18 protein-coding genes are annotated in these 19238 nt (G+C 71.7%); 2 read left to right on the top strand and 16 right to left on the bottom strand.

Annotated elements, in window-relative coordinates; all coding sequences use genetic code 11:
• Window positions 1-96: 96 nt before the first annotated feature.
• Both SSOG_RS29925 and leuA read right to left on the bottom strand, forming a co-directional pair.
• Window positions 97-810 (bottom strand): TerB family tellurite resistance protein, encoded by a 714-nt coding sequence (locus SSOG_RS29925; RefSeq protein ID WP_039939029.1) that lies wholly within the window; start codon window positions 808-810, stop codon window positions 97-99.
• 166 nt (window positions 811-976) lie between these two features.
• Window positions 977-2755, bottom strand: a complete 1779-nt coding sequence (gene leuA / locus SSOG_RS29920) for a 2-isopropylmalate synthase (RefSeq protein ID WP_009717998.1) — start codon at window positions 2753-2755, stop codon at window positions 977-979.
• Between the two features lie 326 nt (window positions 2756-3081).
• Here leuA and SSOG_RS29915 point away from each other — a divergent pair, with 326 nt between their 5' ends.
• Window positions 3082-4164 carry a M4 family metallopeptidase gene (locus SSOG_RS29915; RefSeq protein WP_009717997.1) on the top strand — a complete coding sequence of 361 codons (1083 nt, stop codon included), beginning with the start codon at window positions 3082-3084 and terminating at the stop codon, window positions 4162-4164.
• 27 nt (window positions 4165-4191) lie between these two features.
• Window positions 4192-4458 (top strand): protealysin inhibitor emfourin, encoded by a 267-nt coding sequence (locus SSOG_RS29910; protein ID WP_009717996.1) that lies wholly within the window; start codon window positions 4192-4194, stop codon window positions 4456-4458.
• A 15-nt stretch (window positions 4459-4473) separates the two neighbouring features.
• Here the strand turns inward: SSOG_RS29910 and era are convergent, their stop codons facing one another.
• The 14 genes from era to SSOG_RS29840 all read right to left on the bottom strand — a co-directional run.
• Window positions 4474-5430 carry a GTPase Era gene (gene era / locus SSOG_RS29905; RefSeq protein WP_086015816.1) on the bottom strand — a complete coding sequence of 319 codons (957 nt, stop codon included), beginning with the start codon at window positions 5428-5430 and terminating at the stop codon, window positions 4474-4476.
• Between the two features lie 71 nt (window positions 5431-5501).
• Window positions 5502-5864, bottom strand: a complete 363-nt coding sequence (locus SSOG_RS29900) for a cytidine deaminase (RefSeq protein ID WP_208867562.1) — start codon at window positions 5862-5864, stop codon at window positions 5502-5504.
• A 95-nt stretch (window positions 5865-5959) separates the two neighbouring features.
• Window positions 5960-8923, bottom strand: a complete 2964-nt coding sequence (locus SSOG_RS29895; protein ID WP_009717993.1) for a beta strand repeat-containing protein — start codon at window positions 8921-8923, stop codon at window positions 5960-5962.
• A gap of 318 nt (window positions 8924-9241) precedes the next feature.
• A complete protein-coding gene (locus tag SSOG_RS29890) occupies window positions 9242-10549 on the bottom strand; it encodes a hemolysin family protein (protein WP_009717992.1) in 1308 nt (435 codons plus the stop codon).
• On the bottom strand, window positions 10546-11043 hold the full coding sequence (gene ybeY, locus SSOG_RS29885; protein WP_009717991.1) for an rRNA maturation RNase YbeY: 498 nt from the start codon (window positions 11041-11043) through the stop codon (window positions 10546-10548). Before ybeY ends, SSOG_RS29890 begins: the two co-directional genes overlap by 4 nt.
• A 38-nt stretch (window positions 11044-11081) precedes the next feature.
• Window positions 11082-12086, bottom strand: a complete 1005-nt coding sequence (locus SSOG_RS29880) for a PhoH family protein (protein ID WP_039939027.1) — start codon at window positions 12084-12086, stop codon at window positions 11082-11084.
• A 171-nt stretch (window positions 12087-12257) separates the two neighbouring features.
• On the bottom strand, window positions 12258-13370 hold the full coding sequence (locus SSOG_RS29875) for a PfkB family carbohydrate kinase (protein ID WP_009717989.1): 1113 nt from the start codon (window positions 13368-13370) through the stop codon (window positions 12258-12260).
• 131 nt (window positions 13371-13501) lie between these two features.
• Window positions 13502-14422, bottom strand: a complete 921-nt coding sequence (locus SSOG_RS29870; protein WP_009717988.1) for a ribonuclease Z — start codon at window positions 14420-14422, stop codon at window positions 13502-13504.
• Between the two features lie 5 nt (window positions 14423-14427).
• Window positions 14428-14787, bottom strand: coding sequence for a histidine triad nucleotide-binding protein (locus tag SSOG_RS29865; RefSeq protein ID WP_009717987.1), 360 nt, complete (start codon window positions 14785-14787; stop codon window positions 14428-14430).
• Window positions 14788-14857: 70 nt separating this feature from the next.
• On the bottom strand, window positions 14858-15934 hold the full coding sequence (locus tag SSOG_RS29860; RefSeq protein WP_039939023.1) for a tetratricopeptide repeat protein: 1077 nt from the start codon (window positions 15932-15934) through the stop codon (window positions 14858-14860).
• A 22-nt stretch (window positions 15935-15956) separates the two neighbouring features.
• Window positions 15957-17282 (bottom strand): ATP-binding protein, encoded by a 1326-nt coding sequence (locus SSOG_RS29855; RefSeq protein WP_009717985.1) that lies wholly within the window; start codon window positions 17280-17282, stop codon window positions 15957-15959.
• A gap of 21 nt (window positions 17283-17303) precedes the next feature.
• Window positions 17304-17840 (bottom strand): hypothetical protein, encoded by a 537-nt coding sequence (locus SSOG_RS29850; RefSeq protein ID WP_167542522.1) that lies wholly within the window; start codon window positions 17838-17840, stop codon window positions 17304-17306.
• Between the two features lie 73 nt (window positions 17841-17913).
• Window positions 17914-18657: a 16S rRNA (uracil(1498)-N(3))-methyltransferase gene (locus tag SSOG_RS29845; protein ID WP_039939021.1), complete on the bottom strand. Its 744-nt coding sequence runs from the start codon at window positions 18655-18657 to the stop codon at window positions 17914-17916.
• On the bottom strand, window positions 18654-19238 hold a 585-nt coding region (locus SSOG_RS29840; RefSeq protein ID WP_039939018.1), incomplete at its 5' end, for a nitronate monooxygenase. The genes SSOG_RS29845 and SSOG_RS29840, both read right to left, overlap by 4 nt.

Below are 19238 nucleotides of genomic sequence, written 5' to 3'. Positions count from 1 at the left end.
CCCGAAACGTCGCGCCGGCGAGGGAGATGGGCACTACTGCGGTAGTGGCGCCTCCGGGCCGCTTACTCCCCGGGGAGTACGGAACCGGGCATCACGTCAGAACGCGGCGCGCGTCGCGGCCAGGAGGCGGGCCGTGTCGTCGGGACAGATCATGAGGGCGCGGCCGACCGTTTCGAGCACCGCGCGCTCGGCGGGGCGGTAGGGGCCGTCCGCGACGGCGATACGGGCGCCCTGGAGGAGGATCGCTTCGCGGCCGGTGGGGGCGAGGTGGGGTGCCAGGGGTTCCAGGGCCTCGTGCAGTTCGATGGCCAGCGCCGTACCGCAGGGGTCGAGGCCGTCGCGCTCGCCGGTGGCGGCGCCGGGGAGGCGGCCGGTGTCGGCGGCGAGGGCTTCGATGAGGGCGAGGAGCTGGTCCTCGTCGCAGTCGGCGAATCCGGCGGCGCGCACGGCGCCGACCGCCACCTGACGCACCGCCGTGGCCTCGGTGCCGCCCGCGGCGAGGACCGCGAGGGCGACGGTGTGCACGGCGTCGCGCAGCATCGCGGAGAACCGGGTGGTGGTGGGGTGGTCCAGGACCTCGGTGCCGAACCGGGCCGCGCAGGCGGCGCATTCGACGACGGGTGCGACCGGTCCGCGGGGCAGCAGCGGCAGGCCGAGCACCACGATGCGGCGGCGGCCGGTGCGGCGGCGGTAGTTGCGGTCGCCTCCGCAATCGGGGCAGAAGAACTCACCATCGCCGACCGTCCGCCATAGAGTGCGGACGCCTACCACACACAGGTCCCGGTCACGGCGGGCTCGCGCGTGCACCACGTCACACCTCCATAACGCTTCGGCCACGTTGCCGCGTTGACGTGATGCTAGCCACATCCATGATGCGCCGTCAGTACCCCGAACGGAGACAACAGGCCAAACCCGAGGCCCCGCCCACCTCATACGGTGAACGGGGCCCCTTGTGGGTGACAAGCTCAGCAGGCATTTACCGCCGTGCGCGGTTGACCGCCGAGACGACGGCCTTGAGGGAGGCGCGCACGATGTTGGCGTCGACGCCGACGCCCCACAGCACCTTCCCGTCGATCGCGCATTCGATGTACGCGGCGGCCTGGGCGGCCGCGCCCTCGCTCAGGGTGTGCTCGGAGTAGTCCAGCAGCCGTACGTCGATGCCGATGGCGCCCAGGGCGTCGAAGAAGGCAGCCAGCGGGCCGTTGCCGGTGCCGGTCAGGACGGTCTCGGTGCCGTCCACGACGGCCTCGACGGTGAGCGCGTCGGTGCCCTCGCTGGTGGAGGACGTCTGGGCGGTGCGCAGCGCGATCCGGCCCCACTGGTTGTCGTCCGTCGGCAGGTACTCGTCCTGGAAGGTCGCCCAGATCTGGGCCGGAGTGACCTCGCCGCCGTCGGCGTCGGTCTTGGCCTGAATCGTCTTGGAGAACTCGATCTGCATGCGGCGCGGCAGATCCAGGTTGTGGTCGTTCCGCAGGACATAGGCGATACCGCCCTTGCCGGACTGCGAGTTGACCCGGATGACGGCCTCGTAGGAGCGGCCGACGTCCTTGGGGTCGATGGGCAGGTACGGGACGGCCCACTCGATGTCGTCGACCGTCTTGCCCTGCTCGGCCGCACCCGCCTCCATCGCCTCGAACCCCTTCTTGATGGCGTCCTGGTGGGAGCCGGAGAAGGCGGTGTAGACCAGGTCGCCCGCGTAGGGGTGGCGCGGGTGGATCTGCATCTGGTTGCAGTACTCGGCGGTGCGGCGGATCTCGTCGATCTGCGAGAAGTCGATCTGCGGGTCGACGCCCTGGGAGAACAGGTTCATGCCCAGGGTCACCAGGTCGACGTTGCCGGTGCGCTCGCCCTGCCCGAACAGGCAGCCCTCGATGCGGTCCGCCCCGGCCATGATCGCCAGCTCGGCGGCGGCGACGGCCGTACCGCGGTCGTTGTGCGGGTGGACGGACAGGCAGATGTGCTCGCGGCGGGACAGGTTCCGCGACATCCACTCGAACCGGTCCGCGTGGGTGGAGGGCGTGGAGCGCTCGACGGTCGCGGGCAGGTTGAGGATGATCTCGCGGCCGGCCTCGGGCTGCCAGACGTCCATGACGCCCTCGCAGACCTCCAGTGCGAAGTCCAGCTCGGTGTCGGTGAAGATCTCGGGGCTGTACTGGTAGCCGAAGACCGTGTCGTCGCCCAGGATCTTGTCGGCGTACTCGACCACCAGCCGGGTGCCGTCCACCGCGATCTGCTTGACCTGCTCACGGGTGCCGCGGAAGACGACCCGGCGGAAGGTGGGCGCTGTGGCGTTGTACAGGTGCACGGTGGCCCGGTGGGCGCCGCGCAGCGACTCGACGGTGCGCTCGATCAGCTCTTCGCGGGCCTGGGTCAGGACGGAGATCGTCACGTCCTCGGGGATCGCGTCCTCTTCGATGATCGACCGTACGAAGTCGAAGTCGGTCGAGCCGGAGGAGGGGAAGCCGACCTCGATCTCCTTGTAGCCCATGCGGACCAGCAGGTCGAACATCTCGCGCTTGCGCACCGGGGACATCGGGTCGATCAGCGCCTGGTTGCCGTCCCGCAGGTCGGTGGACAGCCAGCGCGGCGCGGCGGTGATCCGGTTGTTCGGCCAGGTGCGGTCGGGGATGTCGACGGCCTCGTACGGGCCGTACTTGTGGATCGGCATGCCCGAAGGCTTCTGGGTGACGGTCGCGGCGGTGATGGGGGTGGGGCGGCCTACGGCGCGCTGACCGGGATTGTCGGACGTGCTCATGATGCGTGGGCTCCTCTGGGATCCGCTCGTGGTGTCCGCTGGGACGAAAGTCCATGGGGCGGCCGACGGGGCGTGATCACCGCAACACCGAACTCCGCGGGGAGGGGGTCGGCCTACGACTACAGGCCCTCGCCGCGGCAGCTAAGAAGAAGCAGCCCGAAACGCATGATGCCCAGCAGCGTAACCGAGACGCGCGCGGCGCGTGGCCCCGTATCACTATGCGGACCACGGGCATCCCGCAAGGAGGAATGACCATCAACCACTCGATTTCATCAATCATGACCGCAAGGCGTGACAAGCGATAGACGCGGTGCGACATTGCCTGGATGGATGTCAACGCGAACTCCCGCAGCCGCCGTGTCTTCTGCACGATCGTGCCGCCGCATGTCCTCGACAAGGTCTCCCAGCACGAGGACTCCGCCCTCGCCGATCCCGCCCGCCGCACTCTGGAGCGGGACGCCCTGGAGCGCACGCGCCGCCGGATCACCACCGTCCGCGGGATCGCCGCCCCCACCCTGGAGGGCGCGCCCTCCGACCGGCCCAAGCGGACGATCTACGACTCCCAGCACCAGGACTCACTGCCGGGCAAGAAGGTGCGCGGTGAGGGCGACACGGCGACCTCGGACGAATCGGTGACCCGGGCCTACAACGGTCTGGGCGCGACCTTCGAGCTGTTCCTCAAGGTGTACGGCCGCCACTCGATCGACGACGCGGGCCTGTCGCTGGACGCGAGCGTCCACTACAGCCAGGACTACAACAACGCCTTCTGGAACGGCGAGCAGATGGTCTTCGGCGACGGGGACGGGGAGATCTTCCTCGACTTCACCATCCCCATCGACGTCATGGCCCACGAACTGACCCACGGCGTCACCCAGTACACCGCCAACCTGGAGTACTTCGGCCAGTCCGGGGCGCTCAACGAGTCGATGTCCGACGTCTTCGGCTCGCTCGTCAAGCAGCACGCGCTGGGCCAGAGCGCCGACGAGGCCGACTGGCTGATCGGGGCCGGGCTGCTGGCGGAGCGGGTCACCGGGGTGGCCCTGCGCTCGCTGAAGGCCCCCGGCACGGCGTACGACGACGACGTCCTCGGCAAGGACCCGCAGCCGGGCACGATGGACGACTACGTGCGCACCTCGCGCGACAACGGCGGCGTCCACATCAACTCCGGCATCCCCAACCACGCGTTCTACCTGGCCGCCACGGCGCTCGGCGGCAACGCGTGGGAGAAGGCCGGGCGGGTCTGGTACGACGTGCTGACCGGCGGCGAGCTGTCCCCGGACGCGCAGTTCGACGACTTCGCCCGGCTCACGGTGGCCGCCGCGCAGGCTCGCTTCGGCGAGGGCGAGGAGCGGGACGCGGTGCGGGGGGCCTGGGAGGGCGTCGGGATCACGGACCTGGACGCGCGCTGAGCCTCGCCCTCGGGTACTGATGGACCTATGCGTATCTCCGTGACCCGCTCCGGCGGATTCGCCGGAATCGAGCGCCGGGCCGATCTGGACACCGCCGGTCGGCCCGACGCCACCCATCTGGCCGCCCTGGCCCACCAGGCCGTCGAGTCCGGCGCCCCGGCGGCCATGCGCGGCGTCCCGGACGGCTTCCACTACGAGATCACGGTGGACGGCCGCACGGTCCACGCCGCGGACCCGCACCTCAGCGACGCCCAGCGGGAGCTGGTGCGGACGGTCCTGAAGGAGGGCACGTAACGGGCGCGACCGCGCTCAGAAACCGAGCCTGCGCAGCTGCTTCGGATCGCGCTGCCAGTCCTTGGCGACCTTGACGTGAAGGTCGAGGAACACCGGAGTCCCGAGCAGGGCTTCAATGTGCTTGCGGGACTTGGAGCCGACGTCCTTCAGGCGGCGGCCCTTCGGGCCGATGATGATGCCCTTCTGGCTGGGGCGCTCGATGAACAGGTTGGCGTGGATGTCCAGCAGCGGCTTGTCCGCCGGGCGGTCCTCGCGCGGCAGCATCTCCTCCACCACCACCGCGATGGAGTGGGGCAGCTCGTCCCGTACGCCCTCCAGCGCCGCCTCGCGGATCAGCTCGGCGACCATCACCTGCTCCGGCTCGTCGGTCAGGTCGCCCTCGGGGTAGAGGGTCGGGCCCTCGGGGAGCAGCGGGACGAGCAGATCGGCCAGCAGGCCCACCTGCTGGTCGCCGACGGCCGAGACCGGGACGATCTCGGCCCACTCGATGCCCAGGTCCTTGCCGAGCCGGTCGATGGCCAGGAGCTGCTGGGCCAGTTGCTCGGACTCGACCAGGTCGGTCTTGGTGACGATGGCGACCTTGGGCGTCTTCTTGATCCCGGCCAGCTCGGCGGCGATGAAGCGGTCGCCGGGGCCGAGCTTCTGGTCGGCGGGCAGACAGAAGCCGATGACGTCGACCTCGGCCCAGGTGGTCCGTACGACGTCGTTCAGCCGCTCGCCGAGCAGGGTGCGCGGCTTGTGCAGACCGGGGGTGTCCACGAGCACCAGCTGGGCGTCGGGACGGTGCACGATGCCGCGCACGGTGTGCCGGGTGGTCTGCGGGCGGTTGGAGGTGATCGCGACCTTCGTCCCCACCAGCGCGTTGGTCAGGGTCGACTTGCCCGCGTTGGGGCGGCCGACGAAGCAGGCGAAACCCGAGCGGTGCGGGGTCTCCCGCTGCTCGGTCGGGGACGGGGAGGTACCGGCAGTCATGGCCACCATTCTCCCCGATGCCCCGGACACCTCCGACCAGCCGTCCACAGCTTCGTTTCCCGGCCGGTGGCTCACACGGACAGCGAGGCGCGCAGGGTGCCGTCGGTGCCCGCGAGCAGGATCGGGGTCCCGGCCCCGCCCAGGTCCCGTACGGCCGCGCGGTCCTCGTCGGTGGCGGTCTCCGCGTCGGTCACCAGGGCCGCGGCCTCCAGCGACTTCGCCCCGCTGGCGACCGCCATCGCGACGGCGGTGCGCACCGCGCTGAGCTGGAGCGAGTCGAGGGCGACGGTGCCCGCGACGTACGTACGGCCCGTCTCGTCACGCACCGCGGCGCCCTCCGCGACGCCGTTGCGGGCGCGCGCGGAGCGGGCCAGCGTGATGATCTTGCGGTCTTCGGGGTCCAGCTGCGCTGCATCGCTCATACGGATGAGCATAGGACGGGCCACTGACCGGGTGTGACACCGGTTGTACGCATGGACCCGCGCCGGGCCGCAGTGGCGACGGCCCGGCGCGGGCGGTACGGAATCCGCTACGGGAGCAGCGGCAGCGGCTGGAACGTCAGCGAGGCCGACGCCGTGGCCGGGCTGAGGCCCGGACCACCCGCGAAGGTGGCGGTGTACGTACTGGCGGTCAGGACCGAGGGCGGGACGGTGACATTGGTCAGCGTCGCAACGCCGGAGGCGTTGGTGACCGCGCTGCCCAGGGCGATCGGGCCCAGCACGGTGTTGGCCGTGAAGACGATCGTCTGGCCGGGGACGGGGTTGTTGGCCTGGTTCTTGAGCGTGGCGCTCAGGGTGGGGATGACGAGCTGGCCGTTCATCCGCAGCCGGATGACGGCCGGGGTGGCGGTCAGGGTGGTGGTCGTCGAGCCCGCCACGGTCTGGGTGAGCGTCGCGGTCGACGAGTTGAAGCAGCTGTCACCGCTGTAGGTGGCGGTGACCGTGTGGGAGCCGGTGGTGAGCGCGTTGGTGCTCACGGTCGTCTGTCCGGCCGCGTTGAGCGTTCCGACGAGGGTCGGACCGCCGCTGATCACGAACGTCACGGTGCCGGTCGGGGTGCCGGTCGCGGGCGCCACCGGGGCCACGGTGGCGGTGAAGGTCACCGTCTGGCCGGGGGCGGAGGGGTTGGGGGTGGAGGTGATCGTGGTGGTGGTACTGGCCGTGTTCACCGTGGCCGTACCGGTGGCCGACGAGCCCACGACGCCCGTGCTGCCCCCGTAGGTGGCCGTGACCGTGTGTGCTCCCACGCCCAGCGCGCTGGTGGTGACGCACGCCTGGCCGCCGGCGTTGAGCGTGCCGGTCAGGGTGGGACCGCCGCTGATCACGAAGGTGACGGTGCCGGTCGGGGTGCAGGTGCCCGGCGCCGTGGTCGTCACCTGGGCGCAGAGCGTCACCGACTGGCTGCACACGGACGGGTTGGGCGTGATCGTCAGCGCAGTCGTGGAGCTGGCCTGGTTGACGTTGGCCGTCCCGGTGCCCGTCGAGGGCGCGACGCCGCCGCCTCCGCCGTAGGTCGCCGTCACGGTGTGGCTGCCGACCGGGATGGCGGTGGTGGAGACGCACGCCTGGCCGCTGGCGTTGACCGTGGCCGTGAGGGTCGGGCCGCCGGAGACCACGAAGGTCACCGTGCCGGTCGGGGTGCAGGTGCCGGGTAGCACGGTGGTCACCTGGGCACACAGCAGGACGGACTCGCCGCAGACCGTCGGGGAGGGCGTGACCGAGACCGTGGTGGTGGACGACGCCGGGTTCAACGTCACCGAGGTCGTGCCCGTCGAGCCCCCGACGCCGGAGTCGCCCGCGTAGGTGGCGGTGATCGTGTGGGTGCCGACCGGGACCGCCGTGGTGGTCACGCACGCCTGGCCGGTGGCGTCGAGCGTCGCCGTGAGCGTCGGACCGCCGGTGATCACGAACGTGACGGTGCCGGTCGGGACGCAGGTGCTGGGCGGAGCCACCGTCACCTGGGCGCAGATGGTCACCGCCTCGCCGCAGACGGACGGGCTCGGTGTGGCCGAGACCGTCAGCGTGGACGTGCCCGGGTTGACGGTGACCGTCCCGGTGCCCGAGGAGCCCGCGACTCCGGTGTCACCGGAGTAGGTGGCGGTCACGGTGTGGGTGCCGACCGGGATGGCGCTGGTGGTCACGCACGCCATGCCCGTGCCGTCCACCGTGGCCGTCAGCGTCGGACCGCCCGAGACCACGAACGTCACCGTGCCGGTCGGGGGGCAGGTGCCGGGCGGGACGGTCGTCACCTGGGCGCAGAGCGTCACGGACTCGCCGCAGGCGCCGGGGGCGGGGCTGGTGACGGTGGTGGTGGAGGCCGCCTGATTCACCGTCACGCTCGCGGTGCCCGTGGAACCCGCGATTCCGGAGTCGCCCCCATAGGTGGCGGTCACGGTGTGGGTGCCGACGGGGATGGCGCTGGTGGTCACGCACGCCTGGCCGGTGGCATCCACCGGCGCGGTCAGCGTCGGACCGCCCGAGACCACGAACGTCACCGTGCCGATCGGGGTGCAGTCGCTGGGCGGAGCCACCGTCACCTGCGCGCAGAGGGTCACCGGTTCGCCGCATACGGACGTGGCCGGCGTCACCGTGACGGCGGTCGAGGACGTGGCCTGGTCGACGGTGACCGTCCCGGTGCTCGAGGAGCCCGCGACACCGGTGTCACCGGAGTAGGTGGCGGTCACCGAGTTGGTGCCCAGGGGCAGTTCGTCGGTCGTCACACAGGCTTGGCCGGTCGCGTCGAGCGGGGCGGTGAGGGTCGGGCCTCCGGGGACGGTGAAGGTCACCGTCCCGGTGGGCGTACAGGTCCCCGGCTCTTCCACGGTCACCGTCGCGCACAGCGTCACCGTCTCGCCGCACACCGACGGGTCGGGGGTGGCGGTGAAGGCGGTGGTCGAGGACGCCTGGTTCACCGTCACCGGGACCAGGGCCGAGTTGGACGCGGAGAACTCGGTGTCCCCGCCGTAGAAGGCCACCGCCAGATGGGTGCCCACATCCAGATCGGCGACCGTGACGGACGCCTGGCCGGTCGCGTCGAGGGGCGCGGTGAGGGCCGGTCCGTCGGCGCTGATGATGAACGTCACCGTGCCGGTCGGGACCCCCGAGGCGGGCGGGGTGGCCGCCACGGTCGCCGTCAGGGTCACCGCCTCGCCGCAGACCGCGGGGTTGGGCGAGGCCGTCAGGGTGGTGGTCGTCGCCCCCTGGTTGACCTGCTGGATGCTGGTGCCCGTCGACGGGTCCAGGTTGGCGTCGCCGCTGTAGGTGGCCGTCACCGTGTGGGAGCCCACGGACAGGGAGCTGTCGGTGAAGGAGGCCTGTCCGGCGGCGTCGACCGCGACGGTCACCGGCGCACCGGCGTCCAGGGTGAAGGCGACCGTGCCGGTCGGGGTGAACGCGCCCGGTGGAACAGAGGCGACGGTCGCGGTGTAGGTGACGGCCTGACCGGGGACGGAGGGGTTCGGGGTGGAGGTGACCGTGGTGGTCGAGGAAGCCATGGGAGCGGCCCCTTCCCGGGGTGCGGTATGGGGAGGGGTGGACCGCCCGGGTCTCCGCGCGCAAGCCCGCGGAGACCGTGTTCGCCCTGCGTGGGGGTGCCCATACGGCCGACCTGCCTACGTCGGAACGACAAGTCGGCTGTCCCCCGACAGGGGTATGGGCGGCCCACCGGTCGGTATCTGCAAGTAAGCCGCTGCCTACGCCAGATGGGCCAGACCGCAGAGGGTGAATGCATCCGTATGGCGCAGCGCGACCCCGCGCGTCCGTGCGCCTCCCCGCGCGGGCGTGATACGGGGCGCCCCCGCGCCCCGTACGCCCTACGACTCGGCCGCAGCCGTCTCCCGCACCGGCTCCACCAGCACCGTCACGATGCGGTTGCGGCGGCCCGCCGGAGATTCGGCGGTCAGCCGCAGCGCCTTCAGGGCCGGATCGGTGCCGCCCTCGGGGATGTCGACCTGGGCCGTGGCGCCCGCGATCGGCACCCGGCCCAGCGACTTGGCGAGCAGCCCGCCGACCGTCTCGACGTCCTCGTCCTCCAGGGCCGTGCCGTACAGCTCGCCGAGGTCGCCGAGGCCGAGCCGGGCTGTGACCCGGTGGGTGCCGTCGCCGAGGTCCTCGACGGGCGGCAGTTCGCGGTCGTACTCGTCGGTGATCTCGCCGACGATCTCCTCCAGGATGTCCTCGATGGTGACGATGCCCGCGGTGCCGCCGTACTCGTCGATCACCACGGCCACGTGGTTGCGCTGCTGCTGCATCTCGCGCAGCAGGTCGCCCGCGTTCTTGGTGTCGGGGACGAAGGCGGCGGGCCGCATGGCGGTGGAGACCAGCTCGGACTCGGACTCCCGGTTGATGTGCGTCTTGCGGACCAGGTCCTTCAGATAGACGATCCCGACGATGTCGTCCTCGTTCTCCCCGGTGACCGGGATCCTGGAGAAGCCGGAACGCAGCGCGAGGGTGAGCGCCTGCCGGATCGTCTTGAAGCGCTCGATGGCCACCAGATCGGTGCGCGGCACCATCACCTCGCGCACCAGGGTGTCGCCCAGCTCGAAGACGGAGTGCACCATGCGCCGCTCGTCGTCCTCGATCAGCGACTCCTGCTCGGCGAGGTCGACCAGCGCGCGCAGCTCGGCCTCGGAGGCGAACGGGCCCTTCCGGAAGCCCTTTCCGGGGGTGAGCGCGTTACCGAGGAGGATCAGCAGCGGCGGGATGGGGCCCATGATCCGGGCCAGCGGGAGCAGTACGTAGGCGGCGACGGTCGCGGTGTTGAGCGGATGCTGCGCACCGATGGTGCGCGGCGAGACGCCGACCGCCACGTACGACACCAGGACCATCACGCCGATCGCGACGGTCAGCGCCTTCCAGGTCTCCGGGAACGCGTGCAGACAGCCGTACGTGACGACCGCACCCGCCGCCACCTCGCACGCGACGCGCACCAGCAGCGCCACGTTGAGGTAGCGGGTGGGGTCCTCGGCGACCAGCATCAGCTTGGCGCTGCCCCGCCGCCCGTTCCGCACCGCTTCCTCGGCGCGGAACCGGGTGGTGCGGGCGAGGCCCGCCTCGGCGCAGGCCGCCAGCCAGGCGACCACCACCAGCAGGACGGCCGCCGTGAGGAGCTGCCCGTTCATCGGGTGGTGGGGGCCGGGGAGGGCCCGGTCAGGCCGTACTCGGCCCGCCAGCCGTCGATGATCGCCGCCTGGAGGCCGAACATCTCGGCGCGCTCGTCCGGCTCCTCGTGGTCGTAGCCGAGGAGATGAAGGACGCCGTGGACGGTGAGCAGCTGGAGCTCCTCGTCCATGGAGTGCCCGGTCGGCGCCTCCTCCCCCTGCTTCTTGGCCACGTCGGGGCAGAGCACGATGTCACCGAGGAGGCCCTGCGGGGGCTCGTCGTCGTCCTTGACGGGCGGCCGCAGCTCGTCCATCGGGAAGGACATGACATCGGTCGGCCCCGGCAGGTCCATCCACTGGATGTGGAGCTGCTCCATGGCGTCGGCGTCGACGACGATCAGCGACAGCTCGGAGAGCGGGTGGATACGCATCCGGGCCAGTGCGTAACGGGCGACGTCCAGGATCGCCCGCTCGTCGATGTCCGTACCGGATTCGTTGTTGACGTCGATCGCCATGGGGTGGTTCGTCTTTTCTCGGGTCTCTTCGGGGACGGTCACTTGCCGTTGCGGCTGTCGTACTGCTCGTACGCGTCGACGATACGGCCGACCAGCTTGTGCCGGACCACGTCCTTACTGGTGAGCAGGGAGAAGTGGACGTCGTCGACGCCGTCCAGGATGTCCCGCACCTGGCGCAGACCGCTCTTGGTCCCGCCCGGGAGGTCGACCTGGGTGACGTCACCCGTGATCACGATCTTCGAGTCGAAGCCGAGCCGGGTGAGGAACATCTTCATCTGCTCGGGGTTCGTGTTCTGCGCCTCGTCGAGGATGATGAACGCGTCGTTGAGCGTCCGGCCGCGCATGTACGCGAGCGGGGCGACCTCGATCGTGCCCGCGGCCATCAGGCGCGGGATGGAGTCGGGGTCGAGCATGTCGTGCAGCGCGTCGTACAGAGGCCGCAGATACGGGTCGATCTTCTCGTAGAGCGTGCCGGGCAGGAAGCCGAGCCGCTCCCCCGCCTCGACCGCAGGGCGGGTCAGGATGATCCGGGTGACCTGCTTGGACTGGAGGGCCTGGACCGCCTTGGCCATGGCCAGATAGGTCTTGCCGGTACCCGCGGGGCCGATGCCGAAGACGACGGTGTGCTTGTCTATCGCGTCGACATAGCGCTTCTGGTTGAGCGTCTTGGGGCGGATGGTGCGGCCGCGGTTGGAGAGAATGTTCTGAGTGAGCACCTCGGCGGGCGTCTCCGCCGCCTCGCCCTCACCGTTCTCGGCTGCGCGCAGCATGGAGATGGAGCGCTCCACCGCGTCCTCCGTCATCGGTTGACCGGTGCGGAGCACCAGCATCATCTCATCGAACAGACGCTGGACCAGGGCGACTTCCTCAGGGTCCCCGGTCGCGCTGACTTCATTGCCCCGGACATGGATATCGGTCGACGGGAACGCCTTTTCGATCACACGCAGCAACGAGTCACCCGATCCCAGGACCATGACCATCGGGTGCTTGGTCGGGACCGTGAACTGCGCATGCGCCTGCGGTGCTGTGGTTGGTTGCGTCATGGGCTCGGCTCTGCGGCCTGCTCCTACCTCCTGCGACAAGGGTTCTCGCTGCTCGACAACCTTGAGATACCAGGGTACGACGGGCCACCGACAGGACCCGAGTGCTTTTACTCCATACCCTTCATCACACCGGGCCGCAGGCGCGTCGTGCCTGGTACCGGGCACGGGTGTTCACGCCCGGCGGAAGCCGATCGTGGGGACGGCCCGGCGCAGCAGGCTCGGGCGGGCGGCGGTGGGCAGCAGGCGGTCCAGGAAGGCGTAGCGGCGCAGCGCGCTCGGCGACTGGTCGTCGTAGGAGCGGGCGTGCTGCCACCAGGCACCGATCTCGCACCATCCGGGCGCGGAGAGCGACCCGCCGAACTCCTGGACGGACAGCGCGGCGGTCAGCCCGGCGAACGCCAGCCGGTCGGCGAGCGGCCAGTCGGCGAGGGTGCCGGTGACGAAGCCCGCGACGAACACGTCCCCGGCGCCGGTCGGGTCCAGGGCCTCCACCGCGATCGCGGGCACCTCGGCGGTCTCGCCGGTGCGGCCGTCCACCGCGTACGCCCCCTCCGCGCCCAGGGTGACCACGGCGAGCGGCACCCGCTCGGCGAGCGCGCGGGCGGCGGCCCGGGGGCAGTCGGTGCGGGTGTAGGACATCGCCTCGGCCGCGTTGGGCAGGAACGCCTCGCAGTGCTCCAGGTCGGCGAGGTCCGCCGGGTCCCAGCGGCCGGTGTCGTCCCAGCCGACGTCCGCGAAGATCCGGCTGCCGCGCCGGGCGGCCTCGGCGACCCACTCCTCCCGGCGGCCGGGAACGAGGGAGGCGATGGCGGCCCTGGCCGGGGGCGGACAGCTGGGCGCGGGCTCCTCGGGCGGCGGCGCCTCGTGGCCGTGCGAGACCATCGTGCGCTCCCCCTCATACGCCATGGAGACGGTCACCGGGGAGTGCCAGCCGGGGATGGTGCGGGACAGCGACAGATCGATGCCCTCGCCGCGCTCCAGCGCGTCCCGGCAGTAGTCGCCGTAGTGGTCGTCGCCGAAGGCGGCGGCGAGCGAGGTGCGCAGCCCCAGCCGGGCCAGCGCGGTGGCCATGTTGGCGACGCCGCCGGGGCTCGAACCCATGCCGCGCGCCCAGGACTCGGTGCCGCGGACGGGCGCGGAGTCGAGGCCGGTGAAGATGATGTCGAGGAAGACGGTGCCGGTGAGATAGACGTCACAGCCGGGGTCGCCGGGGCCGCGGACGGCCGCCAGCGGATCGAGCAGGGGGCGGCTCGCCGAGGGCTGGTCAGCGTCGTGTGTCGTCACCGTGTGCTCCCAGGTCGGACCGTTCTGTTCGTTTACTACCGGTTTGTTCCGTTGCTGATGCTTCGTTCCGCCTCGCTGCCGCTGGGGCGGATGCGGCCAGTGTGCCCGATGGCGCCCGTCCCGCGGCGGCGCTAGCGCCGCTTCGGCACGGCCACGCTCATCAGGTCCTGGGCGACGGTCAGCTCCCCGTCGAAGCCTGCCGAGCGCGCCTGGCGCTCGAACTCGGCCGGGTCGCCGTACCGCTGCGAGAAGTGCGTCAGCACCAGGTGGCGTACGCCCGCCCCGGCCGCGATCCGGGCCGCCTGCCCGGCCGTCAGATGGCCGTGCTCGGTCGCCAGCGGCTCGTCCTCGTCCAGGAACGTCGACTCGATCACCAGCAGATCGCAGCCCTCCGCCAGCGCGTGCGCGCCCTCGCACAGCCGGGTGTCCATGATGAACGCGAACCGCTGGCCGCGCCGGGCCTCGCTGACCTCCTCCAGCGTGACCGTGCGCCCGTCCCGCTCGATCGCGCCCTCCCGCTGGAGCCGCCCGATCTCGGGCCCGCGCACCCCGTGGGCCGCGAGCCGCTCCGGCAGCATCCGGCGGCCGTCGGGCTCGATCAGGCGGTAGCCGTACGACTCGACCGGGTGCGAGAGCCGGACCGCCTCCAAGGTGTACGCGGGGGTACGGGCGATCACCCCGCCGTCACCGCTGACCGGCCGCTGGGTCAGCCGGACCGTCTCGCGGTAGGCCGTGGCGTACCGCAGCCGGTCGAAGAAGCGCTGTCCGCTGGCCGGGTAGTGCGCGGTCACCGGATGCGGGACCCGGTCGAGGTTGATCCGCTGGATGACCCCGGCCAGCCCCAGCGAGTGGTCCCCGTGGAAGTGGGTGACGCAGATCCGGTTGATGTCATGGGCCGCCACCCCGGCCCGCAGCATCTGCCGCTGCGTGCCCTCGCCGGGGTCGAACAGCAGGCCCTCGCCGTCCCAGCGCAGCAGATAGCCGTTGTGGTTGCGGTGCCGGGTGGGCACCTGGCTCGCGGTGCCGAGGACGACCAGTTCCCGTGCGGACAACGGAACTACCCGGGGGGCCAGTTGAGACCACGGCCGCCGAGGACGTGGGCATGCGTGTGGAAAACGGTCTGCCCGGCGCCCGAGCCCGTGTTGAACACCACCCGGTAGCCCGTGCCGTCGATCTTCTCGTGGGCGGCGACCGCACCCGTCTCGACCAGCACGTCGGCGGCGATCCGCGGCTCGGCGGCCGCCAGGGACACGGCGTCCGGATAGTGCACCTTGGGGATCACCAGGACATGCGTCGGTGCCTGGGGGTTGATGTCGCGGAACGCGACGGTGGTGTCCGTCTCGCGGACGACGGTCGCCGGCACCTCCCCCGAGACAATCTTGCAGAACAGGCAGTCGGCCTGCGGTTCTCCCGCCACCGGTGGCTCCTTACGGATCGTCGGCTGGATCATCGGCACTTCTGGATCATCAACGCCTTCGCACGGGATGCTACCGGGCCTCCCTCAGGGCAGCCCGCTCGAACCATATGGTGATCAAGGGCGGCACCCAGCCCGCGTGCGTGAGCACTTGGAGGAACAGCCGGTCCGTCCACGGGACGATCACGATCAGCACCGCGCACAGCATGCTCCACACTGCCTCGTACAACGAGACCTTCACCCAGAACTCCCGCCGCACCAGCGACCAGACGCCCAGCTTGGCGCCCTGCGGCAGCTTGCGGTACGCGCGCCAGGCGCCCACGGCCCAGACGACCCCCATCAGGACGAGCGCGTAGAGCCTCGTACCGAGGGGCGCGGGCAGCGCGGTCGGATCGTCCTCGGTGGGGAAGACCCTGGCGGTCAGCACGGCGATCAGCAGACACAGCAGGGCGAGCCAGCGGGTGCCGCGCACCATCCGGAACAGCGTCCCCTCCAGGCCCTTGCGCAGCCCCTCGTTGCCCGGGGCGGCGGCCAGTGCCTGGGCGTAGCCCTGGGCGACCTCCGGAAGCTTGGCGTCCTTCGCGGCGGCCTTACGGGTGGCGACTTGCTGTAGCGCCCAGGCGTTGGACGGGTCGAGGCGCAGCACCTCGCGCACCGCCTGGTCGCATACGTCCTGCCGCCCGGTGACCAGGGCCGCCCGCCACAGGCCGTGGTGGGTCTCGGTCTCCTCCGGACCGAGCCGCACCGCGGTCACCGCCGCCTCGTACATCTGCGACCACTCACGCTGCCCGATCAGCGCCTCGGAGAGCGTCACGTACCCCGCCCAGTGGTCCGGCAGGATGCGGACGGCCTCACGGGCGGCGGCGACCGCCTCGTCCGCACGTCCGAGCCGGCGCAGGGCGTACGAGCGTATCCGGTGCGTGGCGAAGTCCTCCGGGGCGCGGCGCAGCGCCTCCTGGGCCGCGTGCAGCGCGTCCTCGAAGTCCTCGGCGTGGTTGTGGCAGACGGCCAGCCGCGCCCAGGCCCGGACGTCGTCCGGATCACCGGCCAGACGGCGGGCCAGCAGCTCCTTCGCCTGGTCGTACCGATCGAGTTCGATCAGCGCGGCCGCCTGGGCGGTCAGCGGGTGCTCGGTTCCTGTCTCGCTCATGTACGGTCCCCGTTCGCGGCGTTCACAGCATCCGCTTGCTCTTGAGGTAGGCCAGCAGATCGTCGTACGTGCCGCCCTCGTTGGCGAACTGGGCCACATTGCGCGCGGTGTCGAACCACGGGCGGGTCGAGGGCCGCACCTGGCCCAGCGCGGCCAGCAGATCGTCCTGGCCGATCATCCGGGCCTGCCCGGTCCGTACGGAGTCCATCAGCGCGCGCTCGGCCGCCGTCTCGCACAAGTACTTGAGGTCCGCGCCGGAGAAGCCATCGGTCCGCTTGGCCAGCTTGCGCACGTCGACGCCCGCGATGGGACGGTCGGCCAGGTGGTGGCGGAGGATCGCCTCGCGCGCGGGCTGGTCGGGCGGCAGCACCAGCAGGGTGCGGTCGAGGCGGCCGGGGCGGCGCAGGGCGCCGTCCACGTCCCAGGGGTGGTTGGTGGCGGCGAGCACGAACAGCCCCTCGTTGGCCGCCGCGTCGACCCCGTCCAGCTCGGCCAGCAGCTGGTTGACGGTGGTGCGCAGCCCGCTGTGGCGGAGCTGGCTGCGCTTGGCGCCGAGGGCGTCCAGCTCGTCCAGGAAGAGCACGCAGGGGGCGCTGCGGCGGGCGGTCTGGAACAGCTCGCGCATGTTCCGTTCGGAATTGCCGATCCACATGTCGAGAACGTCGCTGATGCTGACCGACATGAAGTGGGCGCCCAGCTCCCCGGCCACGGCGCGCGCGATGTACGTCTTGCCGCATCCGGGCGGCCCGTACATCAGCAGCCCGCCGCGCAGGCTCTTGCCGTAGAGCTTGCGCAGCTCGGGGTTGCGCATGGGGGCGAGGAAGGCGGCGTCGAGGCGTTCCTTGACCTCGTCCATGCCGCCGATGTCGGCCAGGCGCACACCGGTGCGCTCCACCTCCCACGCGGAGGTCTCGCCGGGGTCGTCGGAGCCGTCGGCGGCCAGCGGCTTGTGGGGCTGCGGACCCTCGTCACGGTGCTCGGAGTCCCCGGGGTCGTCAGGGGACTCCACGAAACGCGGTGGGACGACGTCCGCCAACTCGCCCTCGGCCCGCCGCCAATCGTACGAACCGGCTCCGGACGCGGGGCCGGGAGCGTCAGGGGCGGCAGGCGGAGCCGGGGCGGTGGCAGGGGCGGGCGGGGCAGGGGGCGCCACGGCGCGCGCCATCAGGGCCTGCGCCTCGGCGTTCCCGGGGTCGCGCTGAAGCGCCGCCGCGACCTCGGATATCGCCTCCTGCCCGCGCCCGCCGTCCAGCAACAGCCCCGCCAGGTGCAGCCGCAGGGGTACATCGTCCGGTGCGGCGGCGACGGCCGTGCGCAGGCTCTGGATCAGCGGTGACTCGTCCGACATGGGCCACAGCTTATGCGGACGCTATTTCCCGGGTGCGGTGGTCCTCGCGTCGTACGTGTGGCGGGAGCTGGTGGCCTCGTCCCAGGGGTGGGTGCGCTCCGCCGTGGGGCTCTCGGTGGCGTCGCCGCCGTCGCACTCGCCGATCACATCGGCCCGGAAGACCTTGTGGCCCTCGACCGTGCCGGTCAGATCGCCGCGCACGCAGTGGTTCTCCCGCACATAGGTGACCTTGCCGCGGATCCCGATGGCCTTGTCGTCCTCGGTCCTGCCCCGGCAGTCCACGGAGGCGTCCGTCGTGCCCGAGTCACCGGCGCGGGAGGCCGAGGCCCCGGCGGTGGGGCCGGTCTTCAGATCCGCGTTGCAGGTCAGCCAGCGCACCCCGATGCCGCCCCGCTCCAGGGCGGAGGTGGAGACCTTGTCCGTGGTGATCGAGACGGCGATCGCGGTGACCCCGCCGTCCCTCGGCTCACACCCCGTCACCGCGAAGGCCGCGGCGACCGCGGCCACGGCCGCCAGCAGCGGCCTTCCATGCCGTACATGATGGCTCAATACCCCCATAGGGGTCAGGTTCCCATCACCCACGGCGAACCGGAAGACCATCGTCGGCCACCTCGCGGCTCCCCGAGGAGGGTCAGCCCCAGCGGCCGGTGCGCCCCAGCAGCAGTGCGGCGGCGGCCGTTCCCGCCGTGGAGGTGCGCAGGACGCTCGGGCCCAGCCGGTACGGGCGCCCGCCCGCCGCGGCGAAGGCCGCCAACTCCTCCGGCGAGACGCCCCCTTCGGGGCCCACGACGAGCACGATATGGCCCTCGTGGGGCAGTTGAGCCGTCGCCAGGGGGTCGCTGCCCTCCTCGTGGAGCACGGCCGCGAGGTCGGCATCGGCGAGAAGTCGAGCAACCTCCTTGGTCGTCATCGCGTCCGCGACCTCGGGGAAGATCAGCCGACGGGACTGCTTGCCCGCCTCGCGCGCGGTCGACCGCCACTTGCCGAGCGCCTTCTGCCCGCGCTCGCCCTTCCACTGGGTGATGCAGCGGGCGGCCGTCCACGGGACGATCGCGTCGACGCCCGTCTCGGTCATGGTCTCCACGGCCACCTCGCCGCGGTCGCCCTTGGGCAGCGCCTGGACGACCGTGATCCGCGGGCTCGGCGCCGCCTCATGGCGTACGCCGTCGACCTCGACCAGCAGCCGGTCCTTGCCCTCGACGGCCGCCACGGTGCCCGATACGCCCGTACCGGCGCCGTCCGTGAGGATCACCGCCTCGCCGGCCCGCAGCCGCTTCACCGACACCGCGTGCCGCCCCTCGGGGCCCTCCAGCGCGATACGGGCCCCGGTGGCCGCTCCCGCGAGGGAGTCGGCCACGAACACCGGGGCGGTCACGACACCACGCCTCGCGGCGCCTGGAGCCCGTACGCGGACCCCGCCGCGCTCAGCTCGACGGCCAGCGTCTCCACCATCCGCGCGGCGGGCAGTTCGCGCGCCAGCCGGTGCCCCTGCCCGGCCCACAGCGCCATGCCCTGCGGGTCGCCCTCCTTGGCCGCCGCCTTGCGCAGCCCGGAGGTGAGGTGGTGCAGCTGGGGGTAGACGGCCGGGGCGTACGGGCCGTGGTCACGGATGAACCGGTTGACCAGGCCGCGGGCCGGGCGGCCGGAGAACGCCCGGGTCAGCTCGGTCCGGCCGAACAGCGGATCGGTCATGGCCGCCTTGTGCAGGCCGTTCGCCCCCGACTCGGGGCACACCAGGAACGCGGTGCCCAGCTGCCCCGCGGCCGCGCCCGCGGCCAGCACCGCGGCGATCTGCGAGCCGCGCATCAGCCCGCCCGCCGCGATGATCGGGATCTGCACGGTCTCGCGCACCAGCGCGACCAGCGACAGCAGCCCGAGCACGGCGCCCGGGGCGTCGTCGGCCGGGTCGTTGCGGAAACCGCCCTGGTGGCCACCGGCCTCCACGCCCTGGACGCA

It is taken from the genome of Streptomyces himastatinicus ATCC 53653, assembly GCF_000158915.1.
GTDB lineage: Bacteria > Actinomycetota > Actinomycetes > Streptomycetales > Streptomycetaceae > Streptomyces > Streptomyces himastatinicus.
Note: the sequence above shows the minus strand (reverse complement) of the source record. Positions and strands in the feature narration are given on the sequence as shown.

Coding starts and splice junctions, on each gene's coding strand:
- SSOG_RS29850 (WP_167542522.1), bottom strand. CDS start 17,840: ATGGGGGTATTGAGCCATCATGTACGGCATGGAAGGCCGCTGCTGGCG.
- SSOG_RS29860 (WP_039939023.1), bottom strand. CDS start 15,934: ATGAGCGAGACAGGAACCGAGCACCCGCTGACCGCCCAGGCGGCCGCG.
- era (WP_086015816.1), bottom strand. CDS start 5,430: ATGACTGCCGGTACCTCCCCGTCCCCGACCGAGCAGCGGGAGACCCCG.
- SSOG_RS29880 (WP_039939027.1), bottom strand. CDS start 12,086: ATGACGCAACCAACCACAGCACCGCAGGCGCATGCGCAGTTCACGGTC.
- SSOG_RS29915 (WP_009717997.1), top strand. CDS start 3,082: ATGGATGTCAACGCGAACTCCCGCAGCCGCCGTGTCTTCTGCACGATC.
- SSOG_RS29895 (WP_009717993.1), bottom strand. CDS start 8,923: ATGGCTTCCTCGACCACCACGGTCACCTCCACCCCGAACCCCTCCGTC.
- leuA (WP_009717998.1), bottom strand. CDS start 2,755: ATGAGCACGTCCGACAATCCCGGTCAGCGCGCCGTAGGCCGCCCCACC.
- SSOG_RS29900 (WP_208867562.1), bottom strand. CDS start 5,864: ATGCTCATCCGTATGAGCGATGCAGCGCAGCTGGACCCCGAAGACCGC.
- SSOG_RS29890 (WP_009717992.1), bottom strand. CDS start 10,549: ATGAACGGGCAGCTCCTCACGGCGGCCGTCCTGCTGGTGGTGGTCGCC.
- SSOG_RS29855 (WP_009717985.1), bottom strand. CDS start 17,282: ATGTCGGACGAGTCACCGCTGATCCAGAGCCTGCGCACGGCCGTCGCC.
- ybeY (WP_009717991.1), bottom strand. CDS start 11,043: ATGGCGATCGACGTCAACAACGAATCCGGTACGGACATCGACGAGCGG.
- SSOG_RS29910 (WP_009717996.1), top strand. CDS start 4,192: ATGCGTATCTCCGTGACCCGCTCCGGCGGATTCGCCGGAATCGAGCGC.